General features: G+C 59.0%; 11 protein-coding genes and 1 pseudogene. 8 read left to right on the top strand and 4 right to left on the bottom strand.

All coding sequences use genetic code 11. The annotated features are described in order from the left end of the window. Window positions 1-1,111 precede the first annotated feature (1,111 nt). A complete protein-coding gene (locus tag H0S73_RS22565) occupies window positions 1,112-2,518 on the bottom strand; it encodes a fused MFS/spermidine synthase (protein WP_181054486.1) in 1,407 nt (468 codons plus the stop codon). Between the two features lie 1,437 nt (window positions 2,519-3,955). Here H0S73_RS22565 and lepB point away from each other — a divergent pair. The 8 genes from lepB (at window position 3,956) to H0S73_RS22525 (ending at window position 14,522) form a co-directional block, all read left to right on the top strand. Further along, window positions 3,956-4,732: a signal peptidase I gene (lepB, locus tag H0S73_RS22560; RefSeq protein WP_181054485.1), complete on the top strand. Its 777-nt coding sequence runs from the start codon at window positions 3,956-3,958 to the stop codon at window positions 4,730-4,732. A 952-nt stretch (window positions 4,733-5,684) separates the two neighbouring features. Beyond that, complete coding sequence (locus tag H0S73_RS22555) at window positions 5,685-6,704, top strand: Na/Pi cotransporter family protein (protein WP_181054483.1); 1,020 nt, start codon at window positions 5,685-5,687, stop codon at window positions 6,702-6,704. A 26-nt stretch (window positions 6,705-6,730) separates the two neighbouring features. Further along, window positions 6,731-7,318: a PhoU domain-containing protein gene (locus tag H0S73_RS22550; RefSeq protein WP_181054482.1), complete on the top strand. Its 588-nt coding sequence runs from the start codon at window positions 6,731-6,733 to the stop codon at window positions 7,316-7,318. Window positions 7,319-7,455: 137 nt separating this feature from the next. After that, on the top strand, window positions 7,456-8,511 hold the full coding sequence (locus H0S73_RS22545; RefSeq protein ID WP_181054481.1) for an acetyltransferase domain-containing protein: 1,056 nt from the start codon (window positions 7,456-7,458) through the stop codon (window positions 8,509-8,511). Between the two features lie 1,192 nt (window positions 8,512-9,703). Continuing rightward, window positions 9,704-10,327 carry a DsbA family protein gene (locus H0S73_RS22540; protein ID WP_181054480.1) on the top strand — a complete coding sequence of 208 codons (624 nt, stop codon included), beginning with the start codon at window positions 9,704-9,706 and terminating at the stop codon, window positions 10,325-10,327. A gap of 359 nt (window positions 10,328-10,686) precedes the next feature. Continuing rightward, window positions 10,687-12,012 carry an HlyD family type I secretion periplasmic adaptor subunit gene (locus H0S73_RS22535; RefSeq protein WP_181054479.1) on the top strand — a complete coding sequence of 442 codons (1,326 nt, stop codon included), beginning with the start codon at window positions 10,687-10,689 and terminating at the stop codon, window positions 12,010-12,012. Between the two features lie 803 nt (window positions 12,013-12,815). Further along, window positions 12,816-13,835, top strand: coding sequence for a L,D-transpeptidase family protein (locus tag H0S73_RS22530; RefSeq protein ID WP_246389359.1), 1,020 nt, complete (start codon window positions 12,816-12,818; stop codon window positions 13,833-13,835). Between the two features lie 75 nt (window positions 13,836-13,910). Then, window positions 13,911-14,522, top strand: a complete 612-nt coding sequence (locus H0S73_RS22525; protein ID WP_181054477.1) for a DsbE family thiol:disulfide interchange protein — start codon at window positions 13,911-13,913, stop codon at window positions 14,520-14,522. 207 nt (window positions 14,523-14,729) lie between these two features. Here the strand turns inward: H0S73_RS22525 and H0S73_RS22520 are convergent, their stop codons facing one another. From H0S73_RS22520 to H0S73_RS22510, 3 genes and pseudogenes are all read right to left on the bottom strand, one after another. Beyond that, entirely contained in the window at window positions 14,730-15,194 is a 465-nt protein-coding gene (locus H0S73_RS22520; protein WP_181054476.1) for a DUF305 domain-containing protein, read from the bottom strand. 431 nt (window positions 15,195-15,625) lie between these two features. Then, window positions 15,626-16,480, bottom strand: a pseudogene (locus tag H0S73_RS22515) (cytochrome c oxidase subunit 3). A 237-nt stretch (window positions 16,481-16,717) separates the two neighbouring features. Next, window positions 16,718-17,494: a L,D-transpeptidase gene (locus tag H0S73_RS22510; RefSeq protein WP_181054475.1), complete on the bottom strand. Its 777-nt coding sequence runs from the start codon at window positions 17,492-17,494 to the stop codon at window positions 16,718-16,720. Window positions 17,495-17,496: the final 2 nt, after the last annotated feature.

The following is a 17,496-nucleotide window of genomic DNA, read 5'->3' as shown; positions in this document are numbered from 1 at the left end:
TGGGGCCAATAGACAGATGTACTGCTTCCGGGCTCCTCGTCGAACACCTCTCAGGTTCACGACTTCCGTTTCGATGAAGTCAGAGCCGTGTTCCGATCAATTGCGAGCAGGGCAAGCAATTCACTGGGAACAGGAATAAGAAGCTCCCCTCGGGTGCGATTTCGCAGAACCTGTCCAATATGCTCGATGACATACTGGGGTAGGTGTGGCGTGCCTTGACTCTCCGTCCGGCTCTGCCGTCGGCTTTCATCTGCCCCCATAAGCAATTCTCCGTCGCCGTTGCTCGGCTGTTATGTCAGTGGCCGCAGACCGAACTCATAGCGATGGGATCGGGTTTCAGAGGTGCCGTGCGGCAAATAACTGCTCTCAGAAGGCGTCACTTTCCCGCCGCCTAGTCTTGACCTGAGGCTTTCCAAGTCCGATGGACAGTTGTCCCAAAATCAGGAAGTCTTGTTCGATCTCCTTTAACAAAACGGGCCTCTGGCTCCCCAGCAGTGCCCTGTCCAGGGATAGAGTGGCCGTGAGCCGTTCCTCACGACGCCCCGCATGATCTCACCAAGGCGGATGAAATCATGGACGCCAAATGCAAGCTCGACAGGTGGATCCAATAGTCGCAGCGCTCCGGGAGCTCGGCCTCTTGGAGAGAAGCGTCAGTCGTCGGACTTGCCCGCTGCTTTTCGAAGAGCCGGATTGATGGGGCAGTGCCAGACTGCGCCATCCACCTGAATATAGCTGAGAACGTCGTGGCCGATCCACAAGGTGACAGTCTCCTTTATCCTAGGACGGGGGTGTCCTCGGCGGCTCCTCGAGAGGCTGGGTCGTCGTTTTTTGAAGACAGCCTCGCGGCTATCACCAGATTGCACAGGCGCTCATGGTGATCTTTATATTGATTTCTCTCCTATACGGACCGCTTTGTTCCCGGTAACCGGATCCTCAGGCCTACCCGATTTGCTGCCGAATGACGCTGAGGGCTACCCCAGACAACTCTCATACGGCTGCCGCCACATAAGCAAGCGAAGTCTGTTTTGGTCATGCCGACCAACAATTCAAGTTGTTGAAGATGAGCTATCCGAAGAATACCAGGATTGCTCACGATCCATGTCCCTGTAGATCAATAGTCCAGAAATGATCGGTTCTGGTTGTCCGTATAGATGTCGTGCGGCTGGTCCTCGGGCTGGCCCGCGAGATAGAGCACGCTGGCCACATTGCCGGTGCGGGTCTCCGGCAGGATCTGGCGGGAAACGAAGGGGAACACGCTGCGGATCGTGACATCGATGCTGCGGCTGAAACGGTCCTCGAAGCTTGGCGAGGTGATGATGTTCATGACCACCTGACCGCCCGGCGCCACCGCCTTCCTGACGGCCGCGAAGGCCTCGCGGGTAATCAGGTCCGGCGGCAGGCTGATCCGGTTCGTGAAGGCATCGAGCACCACGACGTCATAGGTTTGGGTATTGCGACGCAGGAAGGCGCGGGCGGATTCCGGCACGAAGGTCTTGTTGGACGACAGGGGCTGGCGCAGGAAGTGCTCCTCGCTCACCTCCCGCAGCGCAGGGTCGATGTCCACGTAGGTGTAGGCATGGAAGCGATCCTCCAGGCCGATGGTGAATCCTCCCGCCCCGATCACCAGGATGCGGCGGGGACGATCGGTATCGAGCCCTCTGACGACCTCCTTCTCGATGAATTTCAGGTAGGCGAAGCGGGGCTCGGGGTGGGCCGCGATCTTGGAGGACGGGCTGTTGTTGATGACCAGGAGGGGGCTGTTCTCGGTCGGGTTCTCGACAATCCGCACCTCGCTATAGAGATTGTTGCTGACGATGCCATAGGCCTCCACCGCGGCGGGGCTGTTGACGGCAACGATGAAGAGCCCAAGGGCACTGGCTGTGAGCGCCAGCCTGCTGCGGCCCTCCATGTGCCAGCCGATGAGGGCGGCGAGCGCCACCAGGAGGCCGAGGGTCAACGCCACCGTGATGTGGACGCCGAAGAAGGTCATGAACACGAGGGTCGACACCACCGAGCCCAGGAAAGACCCCAGCGTGGACAGGAAGAGCATCAGCCCCGTGGAGCGGGGAAGGCTGCCACCGGTCGAGCAATAGGCGACCAGCGGGATGGTCTGACCGAGCAGATAGACCGGATAGACCAGGAACAGAGAGGTGTGAACCGCCGCCTGGACCAGACGATGAGTGAGGCCAAGGCCGTCGAGGATCTGGAAGAATGCGGACAGGAAGGGATGGGACAGCCCGAAGCTGAGGATGAGCGCGGCGATCAGCAGGTTCCGGATGAGCTGCCGGCGCACGCCGGCCTCATCGCCGGGGGCGAAACTCGCCCGGCCGCCAGCCTCGTATCCCAGCGCCAGGGGGAGCAGAACCGCAGCGATGACGATGGCCACCGTGTCGGTGGCGTTGCCCACATAAGGGGTGAGCTGTCGAATCGCGAGGAGTTCCACCGCGAGAACGGCATAACCCTCGATGGCAATGGCACTGAGAAGCAACGGGGAGGAGAACATGACGGGAAGAGCCATAGGAGAACAGAGTCCTCGGGTTTGAAACCACACAGAGGACGATTGGCAAACTAGGATCCTTGTACCGAGTGCGCAATATTAGTCACGACCCCGCATCCAAAGGCATGGCGCGACGAACGTGCTCACCCATCTGGATGGATACACTGGCAGCCCCGTTAGCTGGTGTAAAACCACATCGTGGCGACGAGGTCCGCACATTCTCGGTGACGCGAGGCAGCGGTCCCAGCCAAGTTTGATCGTTGTTTGGAGCTGGACCCCGGCTTGAGCCGTGAAATGCACCGCGCGCATGCCAAATTCGCGATGCGGCCGCAAGAGCGTCTGCTCTTTCCCCTCAAAATACTCTCACAACTCTATAGCGTTGCATCTCGGGTTCTAGTTCTCCGTTCGGGTCGGTCTTGATTTTACGACGGGTTGTTGCAAGCACCAACCAAGTGAAATCCACGACCCGATCTTCAGCGAGCAGACCAACTTGGATCCAAAGCAGTTGGTCGGGCTCAGATGCGCTGACGAGACCCTCGCTAGGGGACAGGCGGGTGTCGGCGCAACTCGATCTTCTACAATCTAGGCTGTGACGGAGATTGAATTATCGTTCTCCTGAACTAGAACCCTGACTGGACGTCAGCGCACAATGGCCCATAGCAACCCAGCGTTCTGACGTATTTGAGCAAGCAGACTTTGGTAAATCATCACCACCAAACTGAATCACCATCTCGGAACGGCACCGGACCGTCGGAGGAGTTCCTGCGCGCACGGCGACGCAAGAACCTTATAATTTTGGGTGTTTTGCTCGCTTTCGTCGCAGGCGTTACGACACTGACCTTCTTTCATGTTCCCAAGGAAGGTAGCCGTCAGACGCGCACAATTCCCTAGCCGAACCTACGGGTAGTAAAGCCAGCAAGTAGACAATACCCTCGGACTGCCTTCAACTCTGCCCGACGCCTGTGTCGATTTTACCCAGAATATGCTCTTGAACCTAAAGTAGCTAGAGCTTCTATCCTCGGACTATTCGCCGCTAACGCTCAGAGGATAGAGCTCGACGATGACTGACAGCTCAGGACAACCACGTGTTGACATGCTCTGCCCAGCATGCCGCATCGGCCGCATGATGAGCTGGCGTTTAGACCGTAAAACCGACTGCCACCTCGAATGTCGCAGTCTTCAAAGTCGGACCATTCGCTCGCAAGCAGATCTGGGCACTCCACCTTTCAAAGGGGCGCATATCTTAGCGGCAACCACGAGCCGCCTCTTCGAACAAACTGCCGTTTGAATCTCAGATGCACAGCTTGATCACTCTTCCGGAGCCCTCTCGGTTTGAACTGGTGCACGTTTCCAGTTCCAGTTTTGCGTGCCGTGGACCTCTACCCTCGTTTCGAGGAGACCGGAATTGTTGCATTTGCATTCAACGAGGAAGCGATGCCCCGACAGAGATCCACGAACATGAACAACAAAACCGGCAAATACGTGGGTAGCACCGTGAAAAATGATGAAGGCGGCCTCTGGGAAACGATCAAGGTCATCGTCCAGGCCCTGCTGATCGCGGTGGTGGTCCGCACCGTGCTGTTCCAGCCCTTCAACATCCCGTCGGGCTCCCTGATCCCGACCCTGCTGATCGGCGACTACCTGTTCGTCTCGAAGTATTCCTACGGCTATTCCAAGCACTCGATTCCCTTCAGCCCGGGCATCTTCTCCGGCCGCATCTTCGGCTCCGAGCCGAAGCGGGGCGAGATTGTCGTGTTCAAGCTGCCGAGAGATAATTCGACAGACTTCATCAAGCGCGTGGTCGGCCTGCCCGGCGACCGGATCCAGGTGATCAGCGGCGTCCTGCACATCAACGGTCAGCCGGTCCAGCGCGAGCGGGTGGAGGACTACAAGACCACTGACCTGTACGGCCGCACCATCAGCGTTCCGCAGTATCGGGAGACGCTGCCGGGCGGCGTGTCCCACTTCGTCATCGAGCGCGACGGCGACCGCGGCTACTGGGACAACACGAACGTCTACATCGTGCAGCCCGGCCATTTCTTCATGATGGGCGACAACCGGGACAACTCCACCGATTCCCGTGACGAGGCCAGCGTCGGTCAGGTGCCTTTCGAGAACCTGGTCGGACGCGCCGAAATCATCTTCTTCTCGATCGACGAGAGCGCATCCCTGTGGCGTCCGTGGGAATGGCCGCAGAAGATCCGCTGGAACCGTCTCTTCGAGGGGATCCGCTGACCCGTGGCTCAGGGTAAGATGGGACGCGCATACTCAGCCTTTGATCATAATGGGAGTGGTGGTAGGCTATAGCTCGTGCGGACTGGGCGTCGGTGGTCAAAAGCGCCCTTGGAGCTGCCATAGGCAGCGCTGTCGCTGGAGGATTGCTGCTGTATTACCGCCATCGGCGCCGCCGGCTTGCTCTGGCAACCTATATGGGCCTTCACTTGCGGCACTTCTCGAGGCTTACGCTGCCAAATGTGCGTAAGCCATCAGCGACGGAGCACGGGCGGCAGATGCAGAGGAGATGACAACCCAACCTCACATAATGCCTGAGCTGGCTCCCCCGTCAGCTCTACATCGAGACCACTCTTTAGTCGAGCAACGGCATCCTTAGAGGCTACGAATGCCTTCGAGGTATCGCTGCGTGGCGACAGCTGGGACAACTCGTTGTCGAGTGGAGGCTTATGCCCTGGGCTTGGAGTGCGCCGCTATCCATCTGAGCGCTCGGAGCTGGCAATGTTCGGCCCTGACTAAACGATGGCCTGCCAGATACCTGAGCATGAGCAAGACCAGCGTCAATTGACAAAGCCGCAAGAATCCCCGCCAACAAAAAAGTTGTGGCTCCCATAGCTATCTCCAGATGTTGCTAGCGTCCTTAGTGAGGCTGAATATTCGGAATTTGGGTTGAAGATCTGCGATCCGGCCGAGACCAGTCTCTTATCCAAATAGCCAAATGCGGCAGAACCATAGGGGCTGTGAGCCGCGCATTGATGAGGCGAAAGGTTGGCGCGCTTCTGATCACTTGCGCCCTCTACTTGAAGCCCAAAAGCGTATCCAGACCGCCTTCGAGCTTATCGCTGGCTCGACAAAGCGCTCGCTGATCACTACACAAGCCTTTTGTTAGCCGGCGACGTTTCTTGACGAGCCTTGATCGGGCTCTGCTTGAGCCTCTCTGACATCGGACGCTCGAATGCCCACCATTGCCACTGTAATCCGGATTTTCGGTGAAGTTGCTCTTCTCTTCTGGGGGATCGACATGGCTAAGGTCGGGATGCAGCGTGCATTCGGCAGTGATGTGCGCTGGATGATCACCAGTGGACTCAAGAACCGGCTCTGGGCGTTTACCTCTGGCGCTGCTGTGGGAGTTCTCCTTCCAAGCAGCACCGCTATTGCCCTCATGTTAGCGTCAGTCACGACGACCGGCCTGGCCGATCTTGTATTGGCCCTTGCCGTGATGCTCGGTGCCAACTTTGGTGCAACACTGATCCTGCAGATCGTGTCACTAGATGTTCTCTCAGCTTTTCCGTTCCTGATTTTCGGCGGCTTCATTGCCGTTCGACGAGGACCGTCGAGCCGCGTGCGGGACCTTGGCCAAGCAAGCATCGGCCTTGGTCTTATGTTATTGGCTCTAAAACTATTAGCCGGGACGATGGCACCTTCTGAGCTAACTTTGCTCCTGAAGAACGTGTTTGCCTCGTCGAACCGGGCACTGCTTGTCGTCTTGACTGGGGTATTTGCGTGGCTGGTTCATTCCAGCGTGGCGACTCTGTACCTGATCATGTCACTCACCACTGCAGGGGTGATCACCGGTGGCTCAGCTTTGGCGATGGTGCTGGGCGCGAACATTGGGGCAGCCTCGAATGTCCTTCGTCTCGGAACCGATCGCGACCCTTCTAGGCGTCGGCTCTCGATAGGGAACTTGGGCCTCTGCCTTTTCGGCAGCGCCGTCGCTCTTCCATTAATCGACCCCGTCACTCTGGCGTTGAGTGGACTGGAAGCACAACCAGCTCGGCTCATTGCGAACTTTCACACCTTCTTCAACATCTTCGTCGCAGTGGCTTCTATTCTGCTGCTTCCGTGGCTTGCCGTGTCTATTCAAAAGCTCTTTCCGGATCGCGTCAGGAAGCCAGCGGCAGGGGGCCGCAGTACCTTGATACGGAAGTTCTCAATACGCCGGCGTTGGCCCTGGCTAATACGGTTCGCGAAGTAGTACATCTAGCGGATGTAGTCGGGACCATGATAAAGTCGTCACAACACCTTTTCAAGGAAGGTGACCTCGCCTGTGTCTCGTCGGTCAAGAACACAGAGGAAGTGGTCGACAGCCTCCACGGTGCAATTGACCGCTACTTAAGCGCGATCAATCCTACGGCTCTCAGCGAGGACGAAACCAGGCGACTGTCCGACATCCTGATATTCGCGATTAATCTTGAACATATTGGCGATATTATCAACAAAAACCTGGCGGAGCTGGCTGCGAAGAGGATCAAGAACCAGCTATGGCTTCCGGAAGGGGCTTTGATCGAGATCACCCAAATGCATGAGAAACTGCTTGATCATCTTCATTTGGCGGTCTCTGTTCTGACGATCCAAGACGTTGGGGCCGCTCGACGGCTTGTGGCCGAAAAGGATCAGCTTCGGGAGCTTGAGCGGACGCTCACTCTACGACACTTTGAACAGCTACGGGCGGGCCAAATATCAGGTGACGTCAGTACCTTCCAGCTCGATGTTGTGCGCGACTTGAAGCGCATTGATGGTCATATCAGCGCCTTGGCGCGATCGCTCCTTGAACGGAGCGGTGGTCTCCGTCCAAGCCGTCTGGCATGACAGCACCCTGGCGCAGAAGCTCCTTGTAGGTTCGCTCGCCTCAATGAAGATCTTCCAGAGGCCGCCTGCCGCACACGTTTGTCGCCGACGAATTCGCCAGCCGGCATAGATCCGAGTAAGGCCACTCGGAGCACACCTTGCTGACCTTCAGGATGGAGGAATCGTCACGAAACCGGGAGAAGTGGATGCGTGTGATTGGGGATCATCAAATCTCGGGCAAGACCGCCGGTCGCCTCGTGCTCGTCGATTTGATCCGTGGCCTCGCGATTATCGGCGTCGTTGTCTACCACCTTGCGTGGGATCTTAGTTTTCTCGGCTTCGTCGGGCTAGACGTCGGCCGAGATCCCGCTTGGTCCATGTTTGCCCGCGTGCTGGCCGGGACTTTCGTAGGCCTTGTCGGCATCAACCTTGTCCTCGGCCACCATCAGGGCATCCGGTGGCAGCCATTCTGGAAGCGCATCGGCATTCTCACCATCGCTGCGGCAGCAATCACGGCCACGACCGTCCTGATCTTCCCTCAGGCCTTCATCTACTTCGGCATCCTCCATGCCATAGCGTTGTTCAGCATCGTGGCATTGCCTTTCCTTCGCGCTCCGACTTGGCTGCTCCTCGCTGCGGCCGCCGCGGTTTTCATTCTTCCAGATCTTGTCCAGTCCCCTGCGTTCAACAAGCGCTGGCTGGCCTGGATCGGTCTTGGCACATCGGTGCCGCCGTCCAACGATTTCGAGCCCTTGTTCCCCTGGTTTGGGCTGGTGCTCCTGGGGATGGGCGTCGGACGTGCCCTGCTTTGTCCTGCCATAGCCGCGAAACTTAGCTGGCAGCCGCAGGGTGGAATGGCCCGGGTGCTCGTAACGGCTGGGCGGTGGAGCCTAGTCATCTACCTTGTTCATCAGCCGATTCTGCTGGGAGCCCTTTACCCGGTGGCATGGCTGTGGCCCTCGCGGGTTGCCAATCAAGATGCACGCTTCCTTCAGGCATGCCGCGCCAGTTGCACCCGCACCGGAGAGAGGGAGGTAGTTTGTCAATCGGCCTGTGACTGCTCGGCGCGGGAGCTCAGGAGGGCTGGGCTCTGGCAAATTGCCGAGAGCCCTCAACTCACACCGGATCAGCAGGGCCAGATTAATCATGTTGCCCGGGCGTGCTTCGGAGCCGTGCCGCGCTCCGATCGCGACAGCAGCTCGGAGACCAAGTAGCTCTGCCCCAGGCTGGAGCGGAGCCTATGGCTCCGTAGGAGGTTAGTAGGGAGGATGCGCATCCTCCGGGTCGAGCCCTGACGTGATGATTGAGCAAAGAAAGAGGCTCCTGCCACCAGCCACCTCAAAGTTGAGGAAAGGGAACATCCGCCAATCCAGGAAATCTGCCTGCTGCCTAGAAGGAACAGGCTTCGCAAGATCATCATACACCTAACATTTTATGGAGTTTTGGACGCCGAGGGAATCAACACATCTATGCCAATAGCATTGCCCCCGTGCTGTTCAAGATGCGGATACCACTCCGTAAATCAGACACTCTGCCGGAGTCCAGAAATGGAAAGCTGCGAGTATTTGCTCCTTGGTTCCTGGAAAAACGCTTCGGCTGGCGGCTGGGGCGCTTCTCCTACTGGAAGGAAGATGATGGTCGCTAAAACAAGAGTGGATTTGAGCGAGGCTGTGGTCGCTTGGCACAGGGTGACACTGTGAAACTCTCTGGGTTTGGCGCCTTCATCGTGCGCCAAAGCACTGTCGAGGGCTTTAGCCCTTGGCAGACGATCATCATGGCAAGCCACAGGCTCGAGATTGCGGCCTGCCTTCGGAAGATCTGCTACGAGGCCTTAAACGAAAGAACCTCATCACTTTGCTGGCTCTGCTAACCTTTGTGGCTGGCGCTAGGCGAGCAAGCTGGCGCAATCGACCGGGCCGCCGCGGCTCCAAACACGAGGGTTCCCAGAAGATTTCAGTAGTCTGGCTGGCACTTGCCATCCTTCTCCCATACCTGACAGGCACCCTTCTTGGCGTCATTTCAACCGGAATGGCAATTCCATGAGTTAGCAAGTCCCTACGGCTGGATCTCTGCAAAGCAGCCGCAAAAGGCGCCGGCCAATCGCTTGAGCAGCGCCTTCCATGGTCCCGGTCATGGTACTGTTTCAGCGGTGCAGGGCTCGATTATTCCTGAACAGAGGGGGTCTCTCAGCTCAAGTCCCGTCGGTGGCTAGTGGGGATCCGTTGGACATCTGTGTCAATTTTTCCTCGTCACCCCCTTGAACCTCTAGCCACCTGAGCGTCTATCTTTGATTCGTCTAGCCCTGGCCTAGAGCAATGCGGATCCTGAGAACATGGTGATGATCAACCACCCGCAATCGAGGTCTGAGGGCCTGCTGTGCCCGATAGTCTAAATGGAGTCACTAAAATGATCACGCGGCGCAAGGCGCTTCAGCTCGCGGCAGTAGGAATGCTTGTTGCGCCGCCGAGCTGGGCTCAGAACGTGAATGCCCAGGACTTGGCTGAAGCAGGTCCGCTCGGTGACGTGGTACTGGGTTCGCCGGAAGCCAAGGTCACCATTATCGAATACGCGTCCCTGACATGCTCCCATTGTGGAGCCTTCCACAAAGAAACCTACCCACAACTCAAGAAGCGCTATATCGATACAGGGAAGGTGCGCTTCATTCTGCGTGAGTTCCCCCTCGACCCACTGGCCACAGCCGGGTTCATGCTGGCCCGCTGTGATGGCAACAGCAAGTACTATCCCATCACAGAGTTTCTGTTTGAGCAGCAACGCGCCTGGGCATATGTCGATAAACCTCTTGACGCACTCCAGCAAATGATGCGCCAAGCTGGCTTCTCAAAGGAGCGATTTGAGTCCTGCCTTCGCGACCAGAAGCTGCTGAGCGCTGTGAATGCTGTGAAACAGCTAGCTTCGGATACCTTCAAGGTCGACTCGACACCGACGTTCTTCATCAACGGACAGCGGCACCCGGGCAACCTGTCGATCCAAAAGCTTGAAACAATCATTGAGCCGATGCTGGGATCGTAATGGCGACAACGTCAGCAATCCCTGCTCCTTGTGGCATAGGCAACCGCTGCACTACGAGAACACCAGAAGCCCATGCTCGGTCCGCGTCTGAGCTCCCGCCAAGATTGCTCGGTCGTAGATCTGCATACGCCCGGTGGCGCTGCTATCCTTCAAGAAGGGCTTGGTGGCCGCGAGGAACTCATCCGCAACGTCCCAACGCTGGCGGAAGAAATCAAAGCCGCAGGGGGACCGACGCACGGGACAAATGTTGGCGCGACGAGGTCCTGCAATCCGTCATGAAACGCAATGCGGCGCCGGCACCGGTGCGCCCGCAGCAGGCGCCGGCCGCTCAGGCGGCTAACCTGCGAGAGGTTGGTTAAATGTTGATCGTTCAAGCTCCCGAGAAGAAACCCTCCGTCCATCAGCGGATCCTGCGTCAGTCGGCCATTGCGGGGGCGAGCATGATCGCCCTGTTCGGCGGCACCATCGGCCTGTGGGCGGCGACATCGACCCTGTCCGGCGCCGTCGTGGCCGGCGGACAGTTCGTGGTCGACACCAGCGTCAAGAAGGTGCAGCACTCCACCGGCGGCATCGTCGGTGAGCTGAAGGTCAAGGAGGGTGACCGCGTTTCCCAGGGCGATCTTCTGGTCCGCCTCGACGAGACGGTGACCCGCGCCAACATGCAGGTCGTGTCGAAGCAGCTCGATGAATATATCGGTCGCCAGGCCCGCCTGGAGGCAGAGCGCGACGGGGCTGCTGAGGTGCAGATGCCTCCGGAATTCGCCAGCCGTCTCAACGACCCGGCGGTTCAGAAGATCATGTCCTCCGAGCACACGCTGTTCACCGCCCGCCGCGCCTCCCGCGACGCGCAGAAGGATCAGCTCAAGAAGCGCATCACCCAGTCCCAGGACGAAATCCGGGGCCTGAGGGCGCAGCAGGCGGCGAAGGCCCGCGAGGCCGAGCTGATCGTGGACGAGCTGAAGGGCGTGCGTGACCTCTACCAGAAGAACCTGGTGCAGCTTCCGCGTTTGAATGCCCTCGAGCGCGATGCTGCCAGCATCGAAGGTCAGCGTGGCCAGCTCATCGCGGCGGTCGCCCAGGCTGAGAGCCGCATCGCCGAAACCGAGTTCCAGATCATCCAGATCGACGAGCAGATGCTGGCCGAAGCCGTTCAGGAACTGCGCGAGATTCAGGGCAAGGTCGCGGAATACACCGAGCGCCGCGTGGCCGCCGAGGACCAGCTCAAGCGCATCGACATCCGCGCTCCCAGCGACGGTTACGTCCATCAGCTCAACGTCCACACCATTGGCGGCGTGATCTCGCCGGCCGAGCCGGTGATGAACATCGTTCCGGTCAACGACAAGCTCGAGCTCGAAGCCAAGGTGCTCCCGAACGAGATCGATCAGGTGAAGATCGGTCAGAAGGCGACGGTGAAGGTCAACGCTTCCAATGCGCGCACGACCCCGGATCTGATAGGCTCCGTGAGCCGGGTTTCAGCCGACGTGTCGCGGGATCAGCAGACCGGCGCGACCTTCTACACGATCCGCATCGAGCTGCCGCAGCAAGAACTCAAGAAGCTGGAAAACCTGAAATTAATTGCAGGCATGCAGGCCGAGGTCTTCGTCGAAGTCAATGAGCGCACGCCGTTTGAATACTTCTTCAAGCCCATGCAGGAGCAGATCGCCCGCGCCTTCCGCGAGCACTGACAAACTCCAGCCGGGGGAATCGTAGGAAACCTAAGTGTCCAGACACGCTGTCAAACGAACGGAGCTGTGCCTCAGCCGATGCATCGGGTTGCCCATCTGAACATCCTCTGAAGCAGGTGGCCAGGAAACGAGCATGGCAGATTCAGAACAACTCCTAGTCGGGCTAGGCTACGCATCCTCGGACTAGGCATCACCAGCCGCGATCTACCCTGATGCTGCCGGGGGAAAGTTCCCTGGAAGACGGTGCGGCGTAGAATCGATGTTACAAACACCACATTCGGGAATGCCTGACCAACCTATCCGCCGCTTCCACCGACACGGCTCATCGTGAGGTCAAGATCAGCAATTTGTAAACCATACTCCCGCATACTTGGTCTATGAATGGTGACCTTATGCGTACTTACTTCAACATTGGACTTGCGCTTGCCCTTTGCTTTGCTTCTGACCAAGCGATTGCAGACCCAATTGCCCGGGGAAAGGCTGAACCTGCCATAAAAGCCTCAGCGGTACAGCAGCCCTCAATACAAGTCATCGGGCCAATCTCCCGACAGACGGATGCCTCTAGGATTGATCCTGCGAATGAGGCTGGTAGTTCCGCGATTCCCGTGCCTGCTCCGACTGCGCCCGTGTCCCAGGCTCCATCGAAGCCCCAGCCGCCTCTGCTCACAGCAACTGTCTCTCAGGACCCCCGTCCCACCTTTGCTCCGGATACCTTCATCAACACAATGCGGGCCGCTGGGCTTTACAAGCGTCTCGCCGACGAGGGGGGGTGGCCGACCTTGCCATCTGGCACCGAGTTGAAGATGGGAGACAAAGGGCCCATCGTTGTGACCCTGCGGCAACGCCTTGCGCGCGAAGGTGATCTTCCAGCGGATCAGGGCATAGGCAGTACCTTTGACGCTGAGGTGATGAAGGCCGTCAAACGCTTCCAGATGCGCCACGGCCTTCCGGAGTCCGGCGCCGTTCGCCGCAGGACCCTGGAAGCCTTAAACGTGCCAGCTCTCACGCGTCACCGACAGTTGGTTGCGTCGACCCAGCGGCTGATGGGATCACGCTTCCCATTCGGAGAACGCCATGTCGTCGTTAACATTCCCTCTGCAACGGTCGAGGCAGTCGAGAGCGGCCAGGTCGCGCGTCGCTACGTGGCCGTGGTCGGCAAGCCTGATCGCCCGTCTCCCGTCGTGGAAACCCGCATCACAGCCATCAATCTCAACCCAACATGGACCGTTCCGGTGTCCTTGATCAAGAAGGACATCATCCCGCAAGTGCGCAAGGACCCGGACTATCTCGCAAAGATGAAAATCCGGATCCTGGATGCAAAGGGACAGGAAGTTGATCCACGGACGCTGGATTGGACGACCAACAATGCCGTCAACTACACCTTACGGCAGGATCCTGGAGTCATGAATTCGCTCGGTCAAATTCGCATCGACATGCCAAACAAGGAGGCGGTGTTCCTGCATGACACGCCCTCAAAGCGGCTGTTCGCGCAAGACGCTCGCTTTTTTTCATCCGGATGCGTGCGTGTGGCCAACGTCCGTGATTTCGTTGAGTGGTTGCTGCGGGGTACGGCTGCACCAAACGGGGCGTGGACCCAGACCAGCATCGATGCCGCCATCGGCACAACAGCACGTCAGGACATCCGGCTTGAGAAGCCTGTTCCGGTCGCCTGGGTCTATCTTACAGGTTATGCCATGCCGGACGGTACGGCCCACTTCCGTGACGACATCTATGGCTTGGATACGCCGGAGGCCGACCCGGACCCGGAAGGGCAGGGTTTTGATGTGCCGGCAACGTCCTCGATCGTGCCGAGGCGTCTGTAAGCGGTGCATCGGTGGCGGATCCGTTGGATGGTATGGAACGTGGAGAGCACTCAACCGGGACAAGGGGGAGTATCGATGACGGACCCACGTGGGCTCGGGAACGAGTCACCTCAGGCTCTTGCCGCCAGTTCCGGCAAGCCGCGGGGGCGCCTTCTCTTGCTGTTGCCTATCCTCATCTTCTCGGTTCTGGCACTGGTTTTTCTGCTGAGGCTCGCATCCGGCGATCCTTCGAAGCTGCCCTCGGCGCTCATCGGCCGCCCTGTTCCGGAATTCAGTCTTGCCCCGTTATCTGGCCTGGTGGTTGAGGGAACACCGGTTCCAGGCTTATCCACGGCAGATCTGAAGGGGCAGGTGACGGTTGTGAACGTCTGGGCGTCGTGGTGTGTCCCTTGTCGTCAAGAGCATCCGGTGTTGATGGAATTGGCAAAGGAGTCGGGTCTCAGGGTGGTCGGTATCAATTACAAGGACAACTCGGATAACGCCCGTCGCTTTCTTGGGATGCTCGGCAACCCGTACGCTGCTGTCGGGGTCGACCAGGACGGGCGCACAGCCATCAATTGGGGAGTTTACGGTGTGCCGGAGACGTTCGTGGTCGACCCGGACGGAGTCGTCCGGTACAGGCATGTAGGACCAATCCTGCCCGAGCTGACCGAGGAGTTCAGGCAAAAGGTCAAGACGATCCGCTAGCAGTGTCCACTCTATTCCAGCGGTGTCCAGGGACGGGCAACGTGCGATGGGCGTTGTGCTCCAGCCTTATGGAACATCGGTGTGCCTGATCTAACCGACCGTAGGCAGCAGGACTCAAAGTCCAACAACCTCACACTGAACAAGGTGACGCTCGAGCGAACGGCCTGCGCCAGGACGGGTTCAGGATGGCGTACGGCAGGGCTCACGCTAAGGCTTCGGCTGTTGCTCTCGTATGGTTTCTAGTTCTTGCGTGGCGATATCGACCGCATATTCTGCCGCTTCCCGCATTTTGGGGTCGGTGCCGTAATCCAAGGCCACCGAAGCAAGAGCGATCATTCCCTCGTATTGGGCTATCAGCAGGCGCTTGAAATCAGCGTCCGGATCACCGCTGAGATCGGAATCAAGGCTCCTCTTGAGCTGTTCAGCAGCCGCTTTGTAGGCGTCGACTGCTCTCGCGACATCGCTACGCGGTAGTAACTTCGGCATGTCGTTGTCTGGGGCCGACTGGTGCAGGGTGCTGGGTGGCGCACGGTCATCTCCCGGAAGCTTAGGCGCCGGTTGGTCACCCCTCTCCCTCACTGGAGGATCATTGACGGGCTGGGCGAACGCAATCCCAGCCCCTTCTGACACCATGATGGCTCCGGCCGCAATAAGGGTAACCATAACCTTCATCTGCATCTCCATTTACCGCACGACACCGATGGAACGCGAAAAGAGACCGTATGGAACTTTGTCGAAATATGTTCTCCGGCCGGGGCTCGAAGCCTTCAGAACACACATGTCACGCCATTGGTCCCACTATCGGCCACACATTATCTGGGCGAAAGGGCGGCCCGACTCTGGTTGGCCGCGCTGCCTCCCCTTAGAGGATCTGTATGGCTCGAAGGGGCCCCTGACCCTGGCTCCTCCCAACCATGCTGTGCTCTGCGAAGCCAGTTGGTAACAGGACCGCTTTGAACCCGCGCCACATCAACCGCCGGCAGACGTTGACGGGGCAAGGATAAAGTCCAGGTGCCATTCCATCGGTATCCCTCAGGCGACCCCGTCAAACTGGTACACCTACCGTCCGACCAAAAAGGCAGCCTCCTCGAAAGTGGGCGTCCTCAACCAACCCCATGTCCGCCGTAGCCCCACACGTAGATGGCGGCGAAGAGGAAGAGCCACACCACGTCGACGAAGTGCCAGTACCAGGCCGCAAACTCGAAACCGAGGTGCTGCTTGGGCGTGAAGTCGCCGCGATAGGCGCGCAGCAGGCAGACGGCCAGAAAGATCGTGCCGATGATCACGTGAGCGCCGTGGAAGCCCGTCGCCATGAAGAAGGTGGCGCCGTAGATGTTGCCCTTGAAGCCGAAGGCGGCGTGGCTGTACTCGTAGGCCTGCACGAAGCTGAACACGATGCCGAGGATCACCGTGAGCCACAGGCCCGCCTTGAGGCCCTGACGGTCATTGTGCAGGAGCGCGTGGTGCGCCCAGGTGACCGTAGTGCCGGAGGTGAGCAGGATCAGGGTGTTGAGGAGCGGCAGGGGCCAGGGATCGAAGGTCTCGATGCCCTTGGGCGGCCACACGCCGCCGAGCGCCTCGACGCGCGAATAGAGCTGCGGGTCGCCGGCCTAGAGGGCGGCGTCGAAATAGGCCCAGAACCAGGCGGCGAAGAACATCACCTCGGAGGCGATGAACATAATCATGCCGTAGCGGTGGTGAAGCTGGACCACGCGGGTGTGGAAGCCGGTATTGGCCTCCTTCACCACGTCGGTCCACCAGCTCAGCATGGTGTAGAGCACGCCGATGATGCCCGCGCCGAAGATGAAGGGGCCGAGATGCATCCCGGCGATGGCGATGTCCTTCCCCCAGGTCACGAATCCCGCCGCCAGCAGGAAGGCGCTGACCGCGCCGATGAGCGGCCACGGGCTCGGTTCAAGAATGTGGTAGTCGTGGTTCTTGGCGTGGGCCTCAGCCATTTCGTGTCGTCTCCGTACCTCGAATGTGAACTCGCTTTAAGACGGCTCGTCAGAACGGAGCCTCAGCTGCCGTGTGGTCAACGCGAGAGCCAGCATCCGTATCCCGCGGCGGCCCCGTCCCCTGGAGTGGCAGGAAGCCAAGGTACCGTTGCTGCCTGAGGATCGGCTGGTTCGAGCACACCAATCGATAACCCTCCTTTGCAGATCATTGCCTCCTCATCAGCCGCTTTGCTCGGCTCATGGCATCAAAATCTCGCCGTCTGTCTCAAGAGGAACAGGAAGTGGGCTAGGCTGGGCTTTGTCGTTCCCTAATTTGGGTAGCAGAGGGGCCGGTGGGCTCAAGGTTGGTTTCCGGATCGGCGAAGCCGCTGTTTGGGTCAGCCTATCAAACACCACCACTCGCGTGCCGACTGGGGTCCGGCGGGCAAGGTCAATGATATCCTCGTTGAACATGCGAAAGCACCCCGATGAGACCGCACGACCGATGGATCCCGGTTCATTCGTGCCATGAATTCGGTAGAGCGTCTCACCCAGGTAAATGGCACGAGCCCCAAGAGGGTTTTTAGGCCCCCCCTGCATGAAGGCGGGCAGCCGCGGATCGCGCTGACGCATTTCTTTTGGGGGGCGCCAATCCGGCCAGGAGGCCTTTCGGCTGACGGGCAGTTCCCCCGTCCAAGTAAAGCCCTGCCGTCCGACACCGATCGGGTACTGAACGGCGCGTGTCGGAGACAACACCCGAAGAAGCCGACGCCCCCGAGTGTCCACCAGGATAGTGCCGGCTTCGTAGGAGGATGCAAATGGCACCACGACTCGCGACAAATGGGAGGGCCGACGCCGGATCTCAGAAGGTGGCGCGGGATCAGGAGCCGGTGCACCGATACTTGCGTCTGGAGGGTGCTGGGTTGCAAGCGCGGGCGCGCACAGCACAAAGACCGCAGTGATCAGACTTGTGCACGCGATAGCAATCTCGGAACGCCAGCCGTACGGGTGCCAATTTCTCTTTGAGATGGTCATGC

The organism is Microvirga mediterraneensis (genome assembly GCF_013520865.1).
Classification (GTDB): domain Bacteria; phylum Pseudomonadota; class Alphaproteobacteria; order Rhizobiales; family Beijerinckiaceae; genus Microvirga; species Microvirga mediterraneensis.
Note: the sequence above shows the minus strand (reverse complement) of the source record. Positions and strands in the feature narration are given on the sequence as shown.